This window comes from Acetobacteroides hydrogenigenes (assembly GCF_004340205.1).
Taxonomy (GTDB): Bacteria; Bacteroidota; Bacteroidia; order Bacteroidales; family ZOR0009; genus Acetobacteroides; species Acetobacteroides hydrogenigenes.
Map to the genome: position 1 here is coordinate 488,780 of NZ_SLWB01000001.1, position 17,901 is coordinate 506,680.

At 44.8% G+C, this 17,901-nt stretch carries 13 protein-coding genes and 2 tRNA genes; 12 read left to right on the top strand and 3 right to left on the bottom strand.

Annotated elements, in window-relative coordinates; translation table 11 throughout:
* The first annotated feature begins 5 nt into the window (after positions 1 to 5).
* From CLV25_RS01910 to CLV25_RS01925, 4 genes are read left to right on the top strand one after another with little or no spacing between them, the layout of a single operon-like run.
* Complete coding sequence (locus tag CLV25_RS01910) at positions 6 to 905, top strand: DMT family transporter (protein WP_131837943.1); 900 nt, start codon at positions 6 to 8, stop codon at positions 903 to 905.
* Between the two features lie 40 nt (positions 906 to 945).
* On the top strand, positions 946 to 1,662 hold the full coding sequence (gene aat, locus CLV25_RS01915) for a leucyl/phenylalanyl-tRNA--protein transferase (RefSeq protein WP_131837944.1): 717 nt from the start codon (positions 946 to 948) through the stop codon (positions 1,660 to 1,662).
* A 52-nt stretch (positions 1,663 to 1,714) separates the two neighbouring features.
* Positions 1,715 to 2,851: a glycosyltransferase gene (locus tag CLV25_RS01920; RefSeq protein ID WP_131837945.1), complete on the top strand. Its 1,137-nt coding sequence runs from the start codon at positions 1,715 to 1,717 to the stop codon at positions 2,849 to 2,851.
* 17 nt (positions 2,852 to 2,868) lie between these two features.
* Positions 2,869 to 4,023 carry an ABC transporter permease gene (locus CLV25_RS01925; protein ID WP_243649581.1) on the top strand — a complete coding sequence of 385 codons (1,155 nt, stop codon included), beginning with the start codon at positions 2,869 to 2,871 and terminating at the stop codon, positions 4,021 to 4,023.
* Between the two features lie 701 nt (positions 4,024 to 4,724).
* Here the strand turns inward: CLV25_RS01925 and recQ are convergent.
* A complete protein-coding gene (recQ, locus tag CLV25_RS01935; protein ID WP_131837948.1) occupies positions 4,725 to 6,923 on the bottom strand; it encodes a DNA helicase RecQ in 2,199 nt (732 codons plus the stop codon).
* Between the two features lie 226 nt (positions 6,924 to 7,149).
* Here recQ and CLV25_RS01940 point away from each other — a divergent pair, with 226 nt between their 5' ends.
* The 8 genes from CLV25_RS01940 to clpX all read left to right on the top strand — a co-directional run bounded on the left by CLV25_RS01940 (position 7,150) and on the right by clpX (position 15,649).
* Positions 7,150 to 8,115 carry a KpsF/GutQ family sugar-phosphate isomerase gene (locus tag CLV25_RS01940; protein ID WP_131837949.1) on the top strand — a complete coding sequence of 322 codons (966 nt, stop codon included), beginning with the start codon at positions 7,150 to 7,152 and terminating at the stop codon, positions 8,113 to 8,115.
* A gap of 244 nt (positions 8,116 to 8,359) precedes the next feature.
* Positions 8,360 to 10,825 (top strand): DUF5686 and carboxypeptidase-like regulatory domain-containing protein, encoded by a 2,466-nt coding sequence (locus CLV25_RS01945; RefSeq protein WP_131837950.1) that lies wholly within the window; start codon positions 8,360 to 8,362, stop codon positions 10,823 to 10,825.
* A 26-nt stretch (positions 10,826 to 10,851) separates the two neighbouring features.
* Positions 10,852 to 11,577: an LPS export ABC transporter ATP-binding protein gene (gene lptB / locus CLV25_RS01950; RefSeq protein ID WP_131837951.1), complete on the top strand. Its 726-nt coding sequence runs from the start codon at positions 10,852 to 10,854 to the stop codon at positions 11,575 to 11,577.
* A 117-nt stretch (positions 11,578 to 11,694) separates the two neighbouring features.
* Positions 11,695 to 11,776 (top strand) — tRNA-Leu (locus CLV25_RS01955).
* A gap of 213 nt (positions 11,777 to 11,989) precedes the next feature.
* A tRNA-Leu gene (locus tag CLV25_RS01960) sits at positions 11,990 to 12,071 on the top strand.
* Positions 12,072 to 12,294: 223 nt separating this feature from the next.
* Positions 12,295 to 13,626: a trigger factor gene (tig, locus tag CLV25_RS01965; protein ID WP_131837952.1), complete on the top strand. Its 1,332-nt coding sequence runs from the start codon at positions 12,295 to 12,297 to the stop codon at positions 13,624 to 13,626.
* A 39-nt stretch (positions 13,627 to 13,665) separates the two neighbouring features.
* Positions 13,666 to 14,343 (top strand): ATP-dependent Clp endopeptidase proteolytic subunit ClpP, encoded by a 678-nt coding sequence (gene clpP / locus CLV25_RS01970; RefSeq protein WP_131837953.1) that lies wholly within the window; start codon positions 13,666 to 13,668, stop codon positions 14,341 to 14,343.
* 82 nt (positions 14,344 to 14,425) lie between these two features.
* Positions 14,426 to 15,649, top strand: a complete 1,224-nt coding sequence (clpX, locus tag CLV25_RS01975; protein ID WP_131837954.1) for an ATP-dependent Clp protease ATP-binding subunit ClpX — start codon at positions 14,426 to 14,428, stop codon at positions 15,647 to 15,649.
* 68 nt (positions 15,650 to 15,717) lie between these two features.
* Here clpX and CLV25_RS01980 read toward each other — a convergent pair whose 3' ends face one another.
* Complete coding sequence (locus CLV25_RS01980) at positions 15,718 to 16,488, bottom strand: DUF6261 family protein (RefSeq protein ID WP_131837955.1); 771 nt, start codon at positions 16,486 to 16,488, stop codon at positions 15,718 to 15,720.
* Between the two features lie 599 nt (positions 16,489 to 17,087).
* Positions 17,088 to 17,876, bottom strand: a complete 789-nt coding sequence (locus tag CLV25_RS01985) for a hypothetical protein (protein ID WP_131837956.1) — start codon at positions 17,874 to 17,876, stop codon at positions 17,088 to 17,090.
* Positions 17,877 to 17,901: the final 25 nt, after the last annotated feature.

Sequence of the window (17,901 nt, forward strand, 5' to 3'; positions counted from 1 at the left end):
AGTTTATGCGGAACAACCTTCTAGTTTATACGTCAATCATAGGTGCAATTATATTTTGGAGCCTTTCTTTTGTATGGTACAAAACGGCACTACTTTACTTTAGCCCCACAGGAATAATCATCTTTCGCCTATCGCTATCTTCAATAATACTATTGACAATAGGCTTACTCATACGTCAAATACAGAAGCTTAAAATCAGAGATTTCAAGCTTTTCCTTACAATGACGTTCTTTGAGCCATTCATTTATAGCCTATGCGAAGCAAATGGGTTAACAATGGTATCATCAACCCTAGCGGCAGTTATAGTAGCAACAATACCTTTATTCACACCACTTGGTGCTTTTCTGTTTTTCAAAGAAAAAATCAGCATCCAAAATGCTATTGGTATTTTACTATCTGTAGTTGGTGTCGTTCTTGTAGCCTACCAATCGGGTAATCAAGCGACGGGCTCTATTCTTGGAATCCTACTAATGTTTGGAGCGGTAGTTGCTGCTATTGGCTACGTTATCAGCCTAAAGAAGCTAACCCAACGGTATAATTCGTTCAGCATTGTTACCTATCAAAGCATTCTGGCTGCACTTCTAATGCTCCCTGTTTTTTTTGCAACCGATAGGCTCACACCATCAATGTTTACGAGCGAGGCACTCATCCCAATCCTCAAACTGACAATCTTTGCATCAATAATAGCGTTTTTACTATACGCCTACTCGTTGAGGCACTTTTCGATTGCCAAAATAAACGTGTTTCTTAATCTCATTCCTGTATTTACGGCTATTGCAGCATACTTTCTCCAGGGAGATAGATTCAGCACTATTAACCTAGTTGGGATTGCAGTTACCTTAGCGGGACTATACGTTTCCCAAGTAAACCTAAATGCGCAAAAAACCTTACAAGTAAACAGCTAGACCTACGTGTAGGTCAATTTTAAAAGACTACTCCAATAAGATGCCAGTTTACATTCTTAATGCCGAATACTTAAACTTCCCTCCAGTAGAGGATGCGGAAGAGGATGGAATGATAGCCGTTGGTGGAGATATTTCGCCGGAAAGAATGCTTGTTGCCTATTCTGAGGGTATTTTCCCTTGGTACGACCCTACCGATATTCCGGTATGGTATTGCCCCAACCCCCGATTTGTGCTCTACCCCCACAAGCTAAAGGTTTCTAAGAGCATGCGACAACTTCTTAGGGCGAAAAAGTATTCCGTAACATTTGACACCTGTTTCGACGACGTGGTAAAGAGTTGCGGATCTATAGCCCGCGAGGGCCAAGAAGATCCTTATAACACCTGGATTTCGGACGAGATGATGGCCACCTGCCACACGCTGCACCAAATTGGTTTTATGCACTCGGTAGAGGTGTGGAACAACGAAGGAAACCTCGTTGGAGGGCTCTACGGAGGCGTATTGGGCCGATGCTTCTTTGGAGAATCAATGTTTGCGAAAGCAAGCAACGCCTCCAAATTTGGCTTCATCATGCTTGTTAAAAATTTAGAGGAACAAGGGTTTAAACTAGTAGACTGCCAAATATACTCAGATCACCTTCTTTCGCTTGGTGCAGAAGAGATACCTCGCCCAGCCTTTATTGAACAGCTAAAAGCCAACATCTCCGATTTAAAGAAAGAGGGTTGGACAGATAAATTCAGAACAGACTTTGAATTCTAGCCCAAGGGCTCAAATCCTTTTTAATTGCTAACTTTCGAAAAAGGTTGGGAATATGGTATTACCTATAGCTTTAGTAGTTCTTTATTTAGCATTGGTTGCCGCATTTATTGTAGGGTACTACCACATTCTAGAACGTAAGCCAATAACAAACCAACGATCCAGCTTCATATCAATAGTAATATGCTTTCGCAACGAAGAGCGAAACATTGACGACTTATTCAAATCAATTAGAGCATTAGATTACCCCAAAGAGTTCTTCGAAATTGTTGCCGTCAACGATCACTCAACCGACAATACAGCGTTAGAGCTATCCCTCCAACAGGAGCACAGCAACCTTCGCATAGTAAACCTCCCGCTGAGATTCGAAGGGAAAAAAGCGGCGCTAGCCGCAGGAGTTGCTGCTGCAAAAGGGAACATCATTGCCATTACCGATGCCGACTGCTGCCTACCTCAAAGCTGGTTAACAAGCATCAACAACATGATTGGCTCTAAGGCCGACATGGTATGCGGCCCTGTGGCCTATCGTTCCACAACTTTTTTCGAACGTTTAGCTGCGGTCGAATTTGGCAGTTTGGTTGCAGCAGGAATTGGAGCAGCAGGAATCAACAAGCCCATTTTTTGCAATGCCGCAAATATGGCTTTTCGGAAAGAAATATTTACCAATGCCAACCTGAATCAGGAGCAAACACCATCGGGCGACGACGTTTTTCTACTCCACTACGCTAAGCAATGCCACAAGACCATCAAATTCATAACAGGAAGAGATTGCCTTGTAACTACCAATGCCGACAAGAACTTTATCGACTTCCTTAACCGTCGCAAGCGCTGGGGATCTAAGGCCAAGCACTACACGGATGCAGCCACCATTTTAGTAGCCATCATTGTATTCTTAGCCAACCTAGCCATTCTTGCCTGTGCGATTGCTGCCATACTCAACCACTCCTATTCGAGATTAGCAATAGCTCTGCTCTCATCAAAAGTAATTCTCGACTATGCCCTTCTTTCGGTTCATTTCAGGGCCAATGGCATAAAAAAGTGGTCCAAATATTTCCTCCTTTGCGCGGCTCTTTACCCAATCTACATTACCTTTACGGCCATTGGCAGCACGACATCAAAATTTACATGGAAAGAGAGGCGATACAACGATCCGAAAGCCAGTCACCCTGGGCACAATCATGGAGAAAGCTAAAACGCGACCGATGGGCAATGATCTCCCTATGGTTTATAGCCCTTGTAAGCGCCATTGCCTTTTTAGGATACCTTATTGCTCCAGATTCAACGCCAAACTCCAACAGCCAGCATCTCGAAATTGCCGTACAGAAGCCCGGATTTAGCACCCAGATCCTTTTGCAGCAAAAGCCAACAAGCGCCAACGATGCAGGCTTTATCTCCATGCTCACCAACGGAAAAGAGTCCGCACACAAAGAATTAGCCATCTGCGGCTACTCCATAAGCGGCGGGTATATCAACGTTAAAGAGTTCACGGCGTACAAAAACGAACAGCCTCTAGAGCACCGTCTAACCCTTGCAGAGGTGGTTTACCCCATCGAGAATCCCCAAAAGATCGTCATCCAAAACGGCAAATCCTACTTTACCACCATCTATGGCAAACGCATGGCGGCCGACAACGCCTCGCTTGCCAAAATCGTAGAGGAGGCGCACATCGTCAAGCGGTCGTTCATCTTCGGAACCGACCGTTACGGCCGCGATTTACTAAGCCGGATGCTAATTGGCGCAAGGGTATCCCTGTCGGTAGGCATCATCGCCGTAGCCATATCGCTGCTCATCGGAATAACCCTAGGCGCTGTTGCGGGCTACTTTAGGGGATGGGTCGACAACGTTACCATGTGGTTTATCAACGTAATATGGAGCGTACCTACCCTCCTAATGGTAATTGCCGTAACGCTGGTTTTAGGCAAAGGATTCTGGCAGATTTTCATTGCCGTTGGCCTCACCATGTGGGTAGAGGTAGCCCGTATTGTCCGTGGGCAGGTGCTCAGCATCCGCGAGAAGGAGTATGTTGATGCCGCCCGTGCGCTCGGATTCAGCAACTGGAGGATTATCGTTCGCCACATACTCCCCAACGTCATGGGGCCTATCATCGTTATCTCGGCGGCCAACTTTGCATCGGCCATCCTCATCGAATCGGGGTTGAGCTTTCTGGGCGTTGGCATTCAACCGCCCATGCCATCGTGGGGAGCTATGCTTAAGGAAAGCTACGCCTACATCATCCTCGACGCATCGTACCTTGCCTTTATCCCAGGTACGGCTATTATGCTCATGGTGCTCGCCTTTACCCTTCTCGGCGATGGGCTCAGGGAGGCGTTCGACGTTAGCAAGGGAAATGCAGACCAACGGTAGCTGCCTCGAGACGGTTGACCCAAAAACGCCAGCTAACTCCAAAAAAGAACACCCGGCAACAACAAAAAAAGGCTAAAACGAAGGCCTATGCCTGCCGCCCAAAAGGCCTCTCTTTAGCTTTTCGGCAAGCCACTCCCCCCCGATCGGTACGTTTACGCCCAATTAGCCGGAACAGGATCAGGGCGTCCTTCAATTCTGTTGCCCACCGATGTTACGAGCGGTGGTGCAAAAACGGCTATCTACAGCTAGAAATTAGGCCTCCGCGAATAGGAAACCAGCACGAGCATTTACGAGGATCAGCTCAACGGCTGATAAATATGCATGAATATTTGGGAGCCGCAGTCCAGCGGCAGGGAAAAATGCATGGATATTTGAGAGCCGCAGTCCAACGGCTGAGATAAATGCATGGACATTGGGGAGCCGCAGTCCAACGGCAGAGATAAATGCATAGACATTTGGGAGCCGCAGTCCAACGGCTGAGATAAATGCATGGACATTGGGGAGCCGCAGTCCAACGGCTGAGATAAATGCATACATTTTTGGGAGGATTAGCTCTTCGGACGGGCTAAATGGAGGAGCCACCCTTCGATTCACGTCAAGGGCAAAGCCCCCGCCATGGGGCGCCAGCTCAGAAGCCGGTACAGGCACAAAAAAACCCTAGACGAAACGTCTAGGGTTGCGGTTATCATCGGCCCACCCTGCTAGTTGCCCATTTCTGAGATAAACTTAATCCGGATTAGCCTTACTTCCTCTTCTGTATAATCATCTTCACCAAGGAAATCCAATGCTTCCTCAATAGACTCCGTCTTTGCTTCATTTTTGAAGTAGTCGAACACCTCGTCCAGCTTATCCTCATCAACATGCTCGTTGATGTAGTAGTCAAGGTTGATGCGGGTACCCGAGTTTACGATCGCCTCCATTTCGGACAACAGATCCTTCATGTCCATTCCTTTAGCATTTGCGATATCTTCGAGATCCATCCGCTTATCAATGCTCTGGATAATAAAGACCTTATTCCCCGACTTGTTAACAACCGATTTCACGACCATATCCTGAGGCCGCTCAATCTCATTCTCCTCAACATACTTTTTAATGAGCTCGATGAACTCCTTGCCGTACTTCTTCGCCTTTCCGACCCCAACCCCGGTGATATTCTGCAGCTCTTCCATCGAGATCGGATACTGTATCGACATATCTTCGAGAGATGGATCCTGGAATAGCACAAATGGAGGAAGTCCGAGCTTTTTCGACATTGATTTCCTCAAATCTTTCAGCAAGGAGAATAGCGCCTCATCGGCGGCTCCTCCCCCTTTACCTGCGCCAGTTCCTGCTGCTTCATCGTCATCGGAATCGCCATAATCATGGTCTTTTGCCATCATTATAGAGTAGGGCTCTTCCATAAACGCCCGACCTCGGGGAGATATCTTCAGAAGCCCATAGTTCTCAATATCCTTTGTAAGTAGATGATGAATTAGCATCTGTCGGATGATGCCATTCCAGTACTTTTCATCCTTTTCCTTGCCAATTCCAAAGAGCTCATTGGTGTGATGCTTATAGGTTTTGATACCCGATGTCGCATTCCCAACCAAGAAGTTCACGACATGGTCGGCCTTAAACTTTTCTTGAAGCTCAACAATAACATCCAGAGTTTTTAGAATTGCATCCTTACCATCGAAAAGTTCCTTTGGATTCAAGCAATTGTCGCAGTTTCCGCAGTTTTCTTGGGTATAATCTTCTCCGAAGTACAGAAGCAGCGTTTTTCGACGGCATACCGAAGATTCCGCGTAAGAAACGGTATCCTGAAGAAGCTGTTTCCCGATTTCCTGCTCAGCAATAGGCTTGCCATGCATAAACTTCTCCAGCTTTTGGATATCCTTGTAGCTGTAGAAAGCAATGCAGTTTCCTTCGCCGCCATCGCGCCCAGCACGCCCCGTTTCTTGATAGTAACCCTCTAAGCTTTTAGGAATATCGTAGTGTATAACATAGCGAACATCGGGTTTGTCGATTCCCATACCAAACGCAATAGTTGCCACTACAACATCCGTTTCCTCCATCAAAAACTTGTCCTGATTTTCAGAGCGAGAGTTAGAATCAAGCCCAGCATGGTAAGGGACTGCCTTTATGCCGTTAACCTTTAGCGCATCGGCCAGTTCTTCTACTTTTTTACGGCTTAAGCAGTAAATGATGCCCGATTTCCCGCTATTCGCTTTGATGAACTTTATGATCTCCTTAGTTGCATCCTGCTTGGGGCGAACCTCGTAGTAGAGATTGGCACGATTGAACGACGATTTAAATACCGTTGCATCGAGCATTCCAAGGTTTTTTTGGATATCATGCTGAACCTTGGGCGTTGCTGTTGCAGTAAGCGCTATTAATGGGGCCTTCCCTATTTCGGTAATAATTGGACGAATTCGCCTATACTCCGGACGAAAATCGTGTCCCCATTCCGAGATACAATGCGCCTCATCAATTGCGTAAAAAGATATATTTATCTGTTTTAGAAACTGAATATTATCTTCTTTGGTAAGTGATTCTGGTGCAACATAGAGAAGTTTCGTACGCCCTTCTAAGATATCCTGCTTTACCTTTGCAACAGCAGTTTTCGACAACGAAGAATTCAGGAAGTGTGCAATTCCATCGCCCTCTATAAAGCTGCGCATCGCATCAACCTGATTCTTCATCAAGGCTATAAGAGGAGATATTACAATTGCTGTACCTTCCATTTTAAGGGCGGGTAGCTGATAGCACAACGACTTTCCCCCGCCTGTAGGCATAAGAACAAAGGTATCCTTCCCCTCTAGAACGTTTTGAATTATTGCTTCCTGATTTCCTTTGAAACTAGAAAAACCGAAATACTTTTTTAAGTACTCCGTTAAAGATGCATGAACCTCTTCGGCCATAATTATTAACCCTCTTAATACTGCTTTCTTTGATTAAAAAGTCCTTTTTTGCACACTGACATAACAAAGTTAACCAAAGAAATCTCATCTAACAATTAAAGTTTTTTTGAGTTTGCAAAAGTTAACGCTTGTAAAAATCAGACTCCAACAGGTGCTAAGTTTATTGAGCAAAACCAATAACTTTGCGTATCTAAAGTACTCAAGAGAAAATTTAAAAACAAGAGTTATGGAGAATAACTTCGACATAAAATCATTTGCAAGAAAAACCATCCTCGAAGAGGCAAAAGCAGTAGAACAAATAGCCAACTACATCGACGATGAGTTTGCCGACATAGCCATGCTACTCTACAGCTGCAAAGGGCGAGTTATCGTTTCGGGCATAGGGAAAAGCGCCATAATTGCTAGCAAAATTGTGGCTACTATGAATTCGACCGGAACGCCATCTATTTTTATGCATGCAGCAGATGCCATTCATGGAGATCTTGGCCTAATTCAGCCAAACGACATCATAATCATACTATCTAAGAGCGGCAATACTCCAGAGATAAAGGTTCTTGTTCCCCTTATTCGCAATCTCGGAAACAAAATCATAGCGCTAGTTTCGAGCACGGACTCTTATCTTGCGCTGAACGCCGACTATGTTTTAAAAGCAACAGTCGAAAAGGAGGCTTGTCCAAACAATCTTGCGCCAACCTCATCTACTACAGCACAGCTGGTTCTTGGCGATGCACTTGCCATGACGCTAATAAAGCTCAGAGGATTTACCTCGAACGACTTCGCAAGGTTCCACCCAGGAGGATCTTTAGGGAAAAAGTTATACATGCGAGTTGCAGATGTAATATCACCAGAGGTACCCAAGGTTTCTCTTGATGAAAAAATCCGTTCCATAATAATGGAAATCTCGTCAAAACGGTTAGGCGCAACTGCCGTTGTAAACGAAGACCAATCTCTTGCGGGCATAATCACCGATGGCGATTTAAGAAGAATGCTCGAAAAGGGAACCAACGTAGAAAAGCTACAAGCAAAGGATATCATGACGATCAACCCTAAAACCATTGACATTAACGAATTAGCCATAAATGCTTTCGATAAAATGGAGAAAAACAAGATCACCCAACTTGCGGTAATCCAGAATGGGAAATACGCAGGAATGGTCCACATCCATGATATTCTGAGAGAAGGTATTGCATAAAAACCTTTTCCACTCATAAAACGTGAAGGGCATTCTATACGTATAGAATGCCCTTCACGTTTACAACCAGCACATCACACAACCCATTAATTTAAAACAAGAAACAAAGAAGGACACTAAATCAATCTTTACTTTACTTGACCAAAAATGTAACAAACATCGTAACATCTTAAGTACAATTAACACTCCATTATAACACCTTACAAGGCGGCATGCTACTTTTATATTTTCTAAACAAAATAATATGCAAAGGCGTACTTTTACACTTCTAAAGTTTTTCTCCTTCATTGTTATTTTTGGAGCCCCTATTCTCTGCGCTGCTCAAACCACCAAAGTAAAAGGCAGGGTTATCGACGCAAACACCAAAGAAGCGCTTCCCTTTTGTAATATATCCTTCATAAAATCAACAGTTGGAACAATCACAGATCAAAATGGATTTTTCTCAATTGATGCCAAGCAGGCCACTGACTCGATTTCAGTGCAATACGTTGGTTACAATCGAAGATCTTTCCCAGTAAAAAAGAACACAACGAATAACTACACGATAGAGCTTATTCCGCAAAACTACGCGTTACAAGAAGTGGTTGTAAGGCCTGGTGAAAATCCTGCTCATGCCTTTTTTAGAAAAATTGTTGCAAATAAGAGTAGAAATAGCGTAACCAATCTGCCATCATACAGCTACAACGCATACACAAAAATGCAAATCGATGTAAACAACATCAAAAATGAGCTCAAGGACAAAAAACTTCTTAAGCAGTTTAAGTTCGTCTTCGACTACCTAGATACAAATAAGATGACGGGAAAAACCTACATTCCCATACTTATCTCTGAATCACTATCAGACTACTACTACTCCAACTCCCCAAAAAGAGAGAAAGAAGTTATTAAGGCTAGCAAGACTTCTGGGATCGACAACAAGAGTGTTGCTCAATTTACTGGAAGAATGTACCAAAACATCAACATTTACGACAACTTTATAGATTTCTTCGACCAAGGCTTAATAAGCCCCCTCAATAACAACGGGCTTTCCTACTATAAGTACTATCTTCAGGACACCGCACTTATAGATGGCAAGCAATGCATAAGAATGAACTTCGTTCCGAAGCGAAAGCAAGAGCCTACTTTCACAGGCGAGATGTGGGTACACGATACTACTTACGCCGTTGTCAAAGTGGTCCTGCAGCTCAACAAGGGTGCCAACATCAACTGGGTAAACGCAATGGCGGCCGAACAGGTTTTCCAGCCCGTAAACGATTCTGTATGGTTTCCCAAAAGCAGCAACCTTTTCATCGACTTTAAGATAACCAAAGGAACCGTCGGCTTTTTTGGACGTAACACAAGCGTCATCTCCAATGTGAAACTAAAAGCAGAATTTCCCGACTCCACAAAAAAAACTTCTCCAGACGTAATACTTAGCGACGAAGCTATTAATAAAGACACCAGCTACTGGGCTCAAAACCGCCCAGTAGAGCTCTCTGCTCAAGAAAAAGGCATCTACACAATGGTTGATAGGGTTAAGGAGGTTCCCTTATTCAAAACTGCAACAAACATCACCAACCTTCTTGTTAACTACTACTATCCAATAGGATACTTCGAATATGGACCTTACTATCAAACCTACAGCAACAACAGGATAGAAGGAGATAGGCTCAAATTTGGAGGTCGAACCTCCAACAAGGTTTCCACTAAAATTATGGTTGGAGGTTTTGCTGCTTATGGTTTTAAGGATGAAAAATTTAAGTACGGAGGCGATGTGCTTTACATGTTTAGCAAGGAACCTCGAATAACAGGATATGCATCATACAAAAAGGACATGGAACAGATGGGGCTTAGCCCATTCTCCCTCGCCGAAGATAATATCCTAACATCAGTACTCCGCCGTAATCCCAACTATAAGCTTAACTTAATCGAGCAAACAAAATTCAAGTTCGACTACGAATGGGTACCAGGCATCTCCAGTGGCATTGAAATCAACTACAAGAACATCAATGCTTCTGAATTCGTAACCATGAACCGTTTGGACGGAACAGGAGAAACACACATGCCTATAACAAACATCGTTTTAAGCACTCGTATCGCTAAAGGAGAGAAGTTTGTTGCTGGAGAATTTGAGCGCATATCGCTAGGCAGTGATAACCCTATTATTAACGTAACCGCCACCTTTGGTATAAAGAGCATCTTTGGATCGAAGTATAGTTATACCCTGCTAGATGCTAACTACGTCCATAAGGTACCTTTAAATCCATTCGGATATCTTCGCTATATAATAGAAGGGGGCAAACTATTTGGTACAGTTCCTTACCCACTGCTTAAACTGCATGAGGGGAATGAGACTTATGCGCTCAACAAGTTTTCTTTTAACATGATGAACTACTACGAATTTGCCAGCGACCAGTGGGTAAGTCTAACTCTAGAACATCACTTCAACGGATTCTTTCTAAACCACATACCTCTAATGAGGAAACTAAAATGGAGAGAAGTTGCCTACGGGAAAGGCCTTATAGGCTCTCTCTCCAATGCCAACAAAACAGGTGAATTCATATTCCCCAGTGGCTTATCAGACGTTAGCAAGCCATACTATGAAGTTGGCGTTGGGGTTGAGAATATCTTCAAGATAATCCGCATTGATGCAATATGGAGGCTTAGCCATTTAAGCAATCCTAACATCGATAAATTTGGCATAAGAGCAGGTCTTCAGATTATTTTCTAAATTTGCACGTTGCAAAACCATAGACAATGAAATTACACAGCAATAACTTAGTAAAACGATATAAAACACGCACCGTAGTTAAAGGCGTATCCATAGAGGTAAACCAAGGTGAAATCGTAGGATTACTTGGTCCTAACGGAGCAGGTAAAACAACCAGCTTTTATATGATTGTTGGCTTAATTCGCCCTAACGAAGGCGAGATATTTCTTGATGATGAAAATATCACCAACATGCCGATGTACATGCGTGCCCAAAAAGGAATCGGCTATCTAGCTCAAGAAGCGTCCGTCTTTCGCACTTTAAGCGTGGAAGATAACATCAAGACCGTACTAGAGCTAACCAAGCTAAGCGCTTCGGAACAAAAGGACAAGTTAGAGTCTCTTCTTAACGAATTTAGCCTTCAAAAGATTCGTAAGAGTTTGGGGATTCAGCTGTCAGGAGGTGAGCGTCGCAGAACAGAGATTGCCCGCTGCTTGGCCATCGACCCTAAGTTTATTCTACTCGACGAACCATTCGCAGGAGTAGACCCCATTGCAGTAGAAGACATTCAGGGTATTGTAAAAAAATTGGTTGATAAAAATATCGGCATAATTATAACCGACCACAACGTGCACGAAACCCTTTCAATTACCGACCGAGCGTACCTTCTATATGACGGTGAAATACTTAGAAGCGGAACAGCAGAGGTTCTTGCCAACGACGAGACCGTTAGAAGACTATACCTCGGACAAAACTTCGAGCTTCGCAAGTAGCTATAAGACCTAAAAATTTGCGGAAATCTACCTAGATTCCCAATATAGCTATTGTAGAAAACGTTTTTTGGTTTACCTTTGCATCGCTAAACCAAAAAACGAACACGGTAGCACAATGCGGATGTGGCGTAATTGGTAGCCGCGCTAGACTTAGGATCTAGTGCCGTGAGGCGTGGGGGTTCGAGTCCCTTCATCCGCACTAAAGCCCCAAGAAATTGGGGCTTTTTTATTTACACCCCACCAACACTCCTCCTCCTATTTCCAATACGAATAAGCTTCGCACTGCTTCTTAAAACCTCCATCCAGCACCTACTGCACTTTTTTTCGCTCATAGTCAACAAGAGTATTGCAGATATAAAATTTTGGCTTACCTTTGCATCGCTAAACCAAAAAACGAACACGGTAGCACAATGCGGATGTGGCGTAATTGGTAGCCGCGCTAGACTTAGGATCTAGTGCCGTGAGGCGTGGGGGTTCGAGTCCCTTCATCCGCACTAAAGCCCCAAGAAATTGGGGCTTTTCTTTTTTTATCCCGCTCATTAGCCAAACATCAGCCCAAAGTATGTTTGTAACTATTACCCCTTTTTCATACCTTTGTGCTCCCATTTAGTGCGTAAAAGACATTCTGATTATCAAAAACCTACCTCTTGGCAGATGTTTTTAAGAAGGTCAGAAGCACTGGGGAAATAAAATTGCTCATCATTAAACTGTCAACAAATGAATATTGCAAAGGAGAACGTTGATGCTCTAAACGCAGTGCTTAAGATTAACATCGAGCCAAGCGACTACGAAGGAAATCTCGACAAGGCACTTGCCAACTACCGTAGAAACGCACGAATCGACGGCTTCCGTCCTGGCAAAGTACCTGCTGGGATTATCAACAAGATGTACCGCAAGCCTGCTCTCGTTGACGAGATCAACAAGCTTGTTTCAGATTCGATTTCGAACTTCCTAAAGGAAAGCGACACCAAGATTTTAGGCGAGCCCCTTCCAAGCGAGTCTCAAAAGGCTATCGACTGGGATAACGACAAGGCTTTCGAATTCTGCTTCGACTTAGGCATCGCTCCTGCTGTTGACATTAAGTTGACCAAGAGAGATAAGGTAAACTACTACAACATTGCCATCGACGATGAAATGCGCAACAGCTATATCACCAGCTACCAAAGCCGTTTCGGAAAGATGTCGGATGTTGATGTTGCTGAAGGCAAAGAGGATTTCCTTCGCGGTAACCTATCGCAAGCCGACGGCCTAAGCATCGAAAACGCAGCATTCTCGCTTCGTCAGGTTGCTAAGGACGAGATCAAGGCTCAATTCGCAGGCAAAAAAGATGGAGACACCGTTGAGTTCAACGTAAACGAGGCTTTCGAAAACGAAACCGACAGGGCGGCCCTTCTTAACGTAAAGAAGGAAGAACTTGGAGCCATCAATCCAATATTCAGCTTCACCATTACCGAAATTAAAAACTTCGAGAAGGCTGAGGTTAACCAAGAGCTTTACGACAAGGCGTTTGGAGAAGGGAACGTAAAGAGCTACGAAGAGTTCGTTGCCAAGGTTGACGAAGAAATCCGCGTAAATCTTGCCAAAGAAGGCGACTATAAGCTGCTTGTAGACCTACGCGAAAAGCTTATCGACAAGGCAGACCTTCAGCTTCCTGAAGAGTTCCTAAAACGATGGATTTACGTTATTAATGAAGGCAAGTTCACCAAAGAAGCCATCGAGAAGGAATTCCCAGCATTTGCCGAAGACATGAAGTGGCAGCTTATTAAGGAATTCTTTGTAACGACCAACAACATCGAAGTTAGCGAAGAAGAGCTTCAGGCTGCTGCCGAGGAGTATGCTGGGTACCAGTTCGCTCAATACGGAATGAGAAATCTTCCACAAGAGTACCTCACCAAATACGCTAGCGACATCCTTCAGAACAAGGAAGAGAGAAGACGTATTGTTGAGAAGAAGTTCGAAGACAAGGTAGTTGCTGCTGCAAAGGAGCTAGTTAAGGTTGAAGACAAAGAGGTGAGCGCTAAAGATTTTGACAAACTATTCGAAAAATAGTTGTATCTTTAATCATCACACTCAACAGTTGGAGGCTTTATGAACGAATTCAACAAGTACGCAACAAAGCACATGGGGATTGGTAGCCTTAAGCTGCATCAGTATAACCGGATGCACAACATCTACAGCGGCTATATCAACCCAACGATTATCGAAGAGCGCCAGCTAAACGTTGCCTCGATGGACGTATTTTCGAGATTAATGATGGATCGCATCATCTTTCTTGGGGTACCCATTAACGACGACGTGGCCAACATCATTCAGGCGCAACTGCTTTTCCTCGACTCTACCGACAGCACGAAGGATGTTCAAATCTACCTGAACACCCCAGGAGGATCGGTTTACGCAGGACTCGGCATCTACGACACCATGCAGATCATCAACTCGGACGTTGCTACCATCTGCACGGGAATGGCAGCATCCATGGGTGCTGTACTGCTCACCGCAGGAGCCGCAGGCAAGCGCTCGGCCCTAACCCACTCGCGCGTGATGATTCATCAGCCAATGGGCGGCGCAGAGGGGCAGGCATCCGATATAGAGATTACTGCTAGAGAAATCGTCAAGCTAAAAAAGGAGCTGTACGAGATTATCTCGCTCCACTCCCACCAACCGCTCGAAAAGATCGAGAAGGATTCGGACAGAGATCACTGGATGAATTCTTTCGAGGCCAAAGAGTACGGGATGATCGACGAGGTGCTTGTTAAGAGTAGTAAGTAACAAAAGCCAGATACCAAAGAACCGCACCAACCCTGCGGTTCTTTTGGTTTATACATTGAGGTAACGCCTAAACATTACAGAAATGGCCGGTAAAAAATGTTCATTTTGCGGAAGGGAAGAAAAAGAGGTAAGCCTGCTTCTGGCGGGAATCTCTGGCCACATATGCGAGAGCTGCGTGGAGCAAGCCTCACAGATCGTCAGGGAGGAGCTCAAAAAGAAGGGGTCGTTTAACTTCTCCGACCTGCAGCTCCGCAAGCCCAACGAGATAAAAGCGTTCCTAGACCAGTACGTCATAGGGCAAGATGAAGCCAAGAAGTTTCTTTCGGTTGCCGTCTACAACCACTACAAGAGGCTGAAGCACGCCACCATCTCCGACGACGAGGATGTGGAGATCGAAAAGTCGAACATCATCCTTGTTGGCGAAACAGGAACCGGCAAGACGCTACTTGCTCGTACCATCGCTAAGCTGCTCCACGTGCCATTTACCATCGTGGATGCCACCGTGCTCACCGAAGCCGGCTACGTGGGCGAAGACGTTGAGAGCATCCTCTCGCGCCTGCTGCAGGTGGCCGACTACAACGTGGAAATGGCCGAGAAGGGCATCGTATTTATCGACGAGATCGACAAGATTGCCCGCAAGAGCGATAACCCATCCATCACCCGCGACGTATCGGGCGAAGGCGTTCAGCAGGCCCTGCTAAAGCTGCTTGAGGGGGCTGTGGTTAACGTTCCACCACAGGGCGGAAGGAAGCACCCCGAGCAGAAGATGATTCAGGTGAACACCAAGAACATCCTCTTCGTTTGTGGCGGCGCTTTCGACGGCATCGAGAAGAAGATTGCCCAGCGCATGAACACCAAGGTGGTGGGCTACGGCACCTCCAAGAAGGCGGAAACCATCAACAAGGCCAACCTGCTACAGTACATTGCTCCGCAGGACCTAAAGTCGTTCGGTCTGATCCCCGAGATCATCGGTCGCCTACCCGTGCTCACCTACCTACGTCCGCTCGACAGGGATGCTCTTCGCTCGATCCTTACCGAGCCAAAGAACTCCATTATCAAGCAGTACGTACGGATGTTCGAGATGGATGGCATTAAGCTGGAATTCGACGAAGAAGCGCTGGAGTACATCGTAGACAAGGCGGTAGAGTTTAAGCTCGGCGCCCGCGGCCTTCGCTCCATCTGCGAGGCGATAATGATCGACCCGATGTTCGAGTTCCCATCAATGGAAACCGATAGCCTAAAGATCACGCTCGAATTCGCAAAGGAAAAGATAGAAAAGATCAACTCGCATATGCTAAAGGCATAGCACAAAAGGCTACCCCAAAACGGTAGCCTTTTCTTTTATAGCTATGGCAATAAGGTGCATCTAAGGCGTTAGCTTTCTTCGGGAGCAGACTGATCTTGGACCTTCTTCTTTCCATTTTTTCGGGCGGCCTTATGCCTTGCGACCACCTCCGCAAACTCCTTCCTTATAGTATTTATAATCTGAAGCGCCTCGTGGTACTGTGCATCCTTCGAGAGCTGAACCTTTAATACGATGTAGCTGCAGAGCAGCTGGTACTGTCGGATTACGTCCTTGCGCAAATCTACGCTCTTAACGCTATTCTTACCTAAATAGTCGTCCCGCCGGCTTTCGTAGAGATCAACTAAGCTCTCATTTTCCTTTTTTAACCGAATGACTACAGGCGAAAGCGTCAGCTTCTCGATCATAGGCTTATAGGCAGGGCCTTCGAGCTCCTCGACCAGCTTTTCGGCCGTTCCGCTTCCCTTTTCCAAGGCCATTCGTGCAATATTTCCACAGGTATTAATCAGGATAGTAAGTCCAGCAGCGGCTTGTAGCACTTCTGTATCGGTTGAATACTGCGCATTTTTAATGCCGACCTTAAGAGCCGAAAAGCACCTATCGCGAACCTGCTTGGCGGCAAGTATTTCTTCCGTTTTTATACTTTTTTGAACCTGTAGGATTACCTTATTAAACTCTTCGGATAAGGTAAGAAGGATGGCTAAGATTTGTCGAAGATCGGCATCGGTTAGAACGCTAGCATCAATCTCGTTGATACGACTTGCTTGGCTAAAAACAAATTGGTAGAAGCTTACATTGCCTAAATCGCGAGCTGGATTTTTAAACAGAAGGGTTCTTTTCATAGTAGAAACATTAATATTGGTTATCACACTAACGTAAATTTAGCTATAAATTTTAATTCAAAATATTTTTTTCAAATATTTCTACCGATTAGGCAACTATTTGCCAAAAGTATCCCTTTACCTACTAGCAAATATGCAGCAGCTAATAGATAGCAATGCTTACATAAAAGTTATGTAGGCTTTGATTAAAGATTATATATCTATGCGGCATTTCAGTAGAAAATAGCATAAAGCAGCAGGATAAATACGAGTAGCAGCAGCGACTATGCAACTAATGCTGCTTGTATATCATTGTAGATTTTTGTTCATGCTCTTCGACAGAGCTCTTTTTACAGCTGCAAAATATACTGTGCCATTGCATGGCATGTTTTGCAGCTGCATTTTTTATCGTGGAGCTTAACGCAATCCTTTTTGTAGGTGTATTATTAACTATGTAGTGGTACATACTACTTTTTACAGATGCATCATGTTATATGCTGCAATACATGATCATTACTGCAGCTATGTTTTTATTCAGAGCACCGAGTTTGAGCCATTTTTCAAAACGAAAAAAGGGCAGCCTATGGCTGCCCTTTCGTATAGTAAGCTACAATCTGTTGCTAAATATTGTAGAGCTTCGATTGACCTTTGTATGTCAGCAGCACCTGATTTGCATACTGACCCTTACCAAAGGTGATGACGAAAGGCTCGCTATATAGAGCTGGAGTCATCGAAACCTTTCCGCTCTTAAAGTAGGAAGCCCCCGAAGGCAGCACAAGAGGCTCGTCGATGGTCATGAAATAGCTGGTTTTATCGCCAAAGCTTCCATTTGCAGTTCCGGTATAGGTAAAGGTATCGTCGGTATCCACCGCATTGCTTTCGCCTTCGTTCTGGGTGCGGGTAAGGTTGCAGCTATACGATAGGACATTCGTATAGATGTCGGTTATGGTTCCACCTATAACGGCTACCGCCTGTTTTGCCTTAGCGGTACCCTTATCTAGGATGTCGATTTTAATCTCGCCGTTCACCTTCATGCTCGAATAGGTAAGCCCATCAGGTTGAATCCGCATCGACGAACCTACGGCAAGGGGATCACCGGTAAAGGTTACCTTAATTTTTCCGAGGCGCGCATTCCCCGAAATGGTTTCTACAAACTCGATGGTCATTACCCCATCTTCGATAGCCGAGATAACCACACCACTAGGGTCAGCCGTTCCTGTTGGATTGTTCACTTTTAGCTTTGTGTACTCCAGCACCTTCGAGACAACATCGTTAAACACGAGCTGGCTGTAGTGATGCTGGCTATAATAGGTAATTTCCTGTGGAATAGGATCGACTTGAGGCGTGTTGAAATCGCACGAGGTTAACCCAATTAGGGCTAGAGCTACTGCAAGAAATAGATTCTTCATAGATAGTTATTTTTAGGATCTCTTT

What these genes read in the sequence shown, in the direction of transcription:
- lptB (WP_131837951.1), top strand. Translation starts at nt 10,852, where the DNA reads ATGAAATTACACAGCAATAACTTAGTAAAACGATATAAAACACGCACC.
- clpX (WP_131837954.1), top strand. Translation starts at nt 14,426, where the DNA reads ATGGCCGGTAAAAAATGTTCATTTTGCGGAAGGGAAGAAAAAGAGGTA.
- CLV25_RS01980 (WP_131837955.1), bottom strand. Translation starts at nt 16,488, where the DNA reads ATGAAAAGAACCCTTCTGTTTAAAAATCCAGCTCGCGATTTAGGCAAT.
- clpP (WP_131837953.1), top strand. Translation starts at nt 13,666, where the DNA reads ATGAACGAATTCAACAAGTACGCAACAAAGCACATGGGGATTGGTAGC.
- CLV25_RS01925 (WP_243649581.1), top strand. Translation starts at nt 2,869, where the DNA reads ATGATCTCCCTATGGTTTATAGCCCTTGTAAGCGCCATTGCCTTTTTA.
- CLV25_RS01985 (WP_131837956.1), bottom strand. Translation starts at nt 17,876, where the DNA reads ATGAAGAATCTATTTCTTGCAGTAGCTCTAGCCCTAATTGGGTTAACC.
- CLV25_RS01945 (WP_131837950.1), top strand. Translation starts at nt 8,360, where the DNA reads ATGCAAAGGCGTACTTTTACACTTCTAAAGTTTTTCTCCTTCATTGTT.
- tig (WP_131837952.1), top strand. Translation starts at nt 12,295, where the DNA reads ATGAATATTGCAAAGGAGAACGTTGATGCTCTAAACGCAGTGCTTAAG.
- CLV25_RS01910 (WP_131837943.1), top strand. Translation starts at nt 6, where the DNA reads ATGCGGAACAACCTTCTAGTTTATACGTCAATCATAGGTGCAATTATA.
- recQ (WP_131837948.1), bottom strand. Translation starts at nt 6,923, where the DNA reads ATGGCCGAAGAGGTTCATGCATCTTTAACGGAGTACTTAAAAAAGTAT.
- CLV25_RS01940 (WP_131837949.1), top strand. Translation starts at nt 7,150, where the DNA reads ATGGAGAATAACTTCGACATAAAATCATTTGCAAGAAAAACCATCCTC.
- CLV25_RS01920 (WP_131837945.1), top strand. Translation starts at nt 1,715, where the DNA reads ATGGTATTACCTATAGCTTTAGTAGTTCTTTATTTAGCATTGGTTGCC.
- aat (WP_131837944.1), top strand. Translation starts at nt 946, where the DNA reads ATGCCAGTTTACATTCTTAATGCCGAATACTTAAACTTCCCTCCAGTA.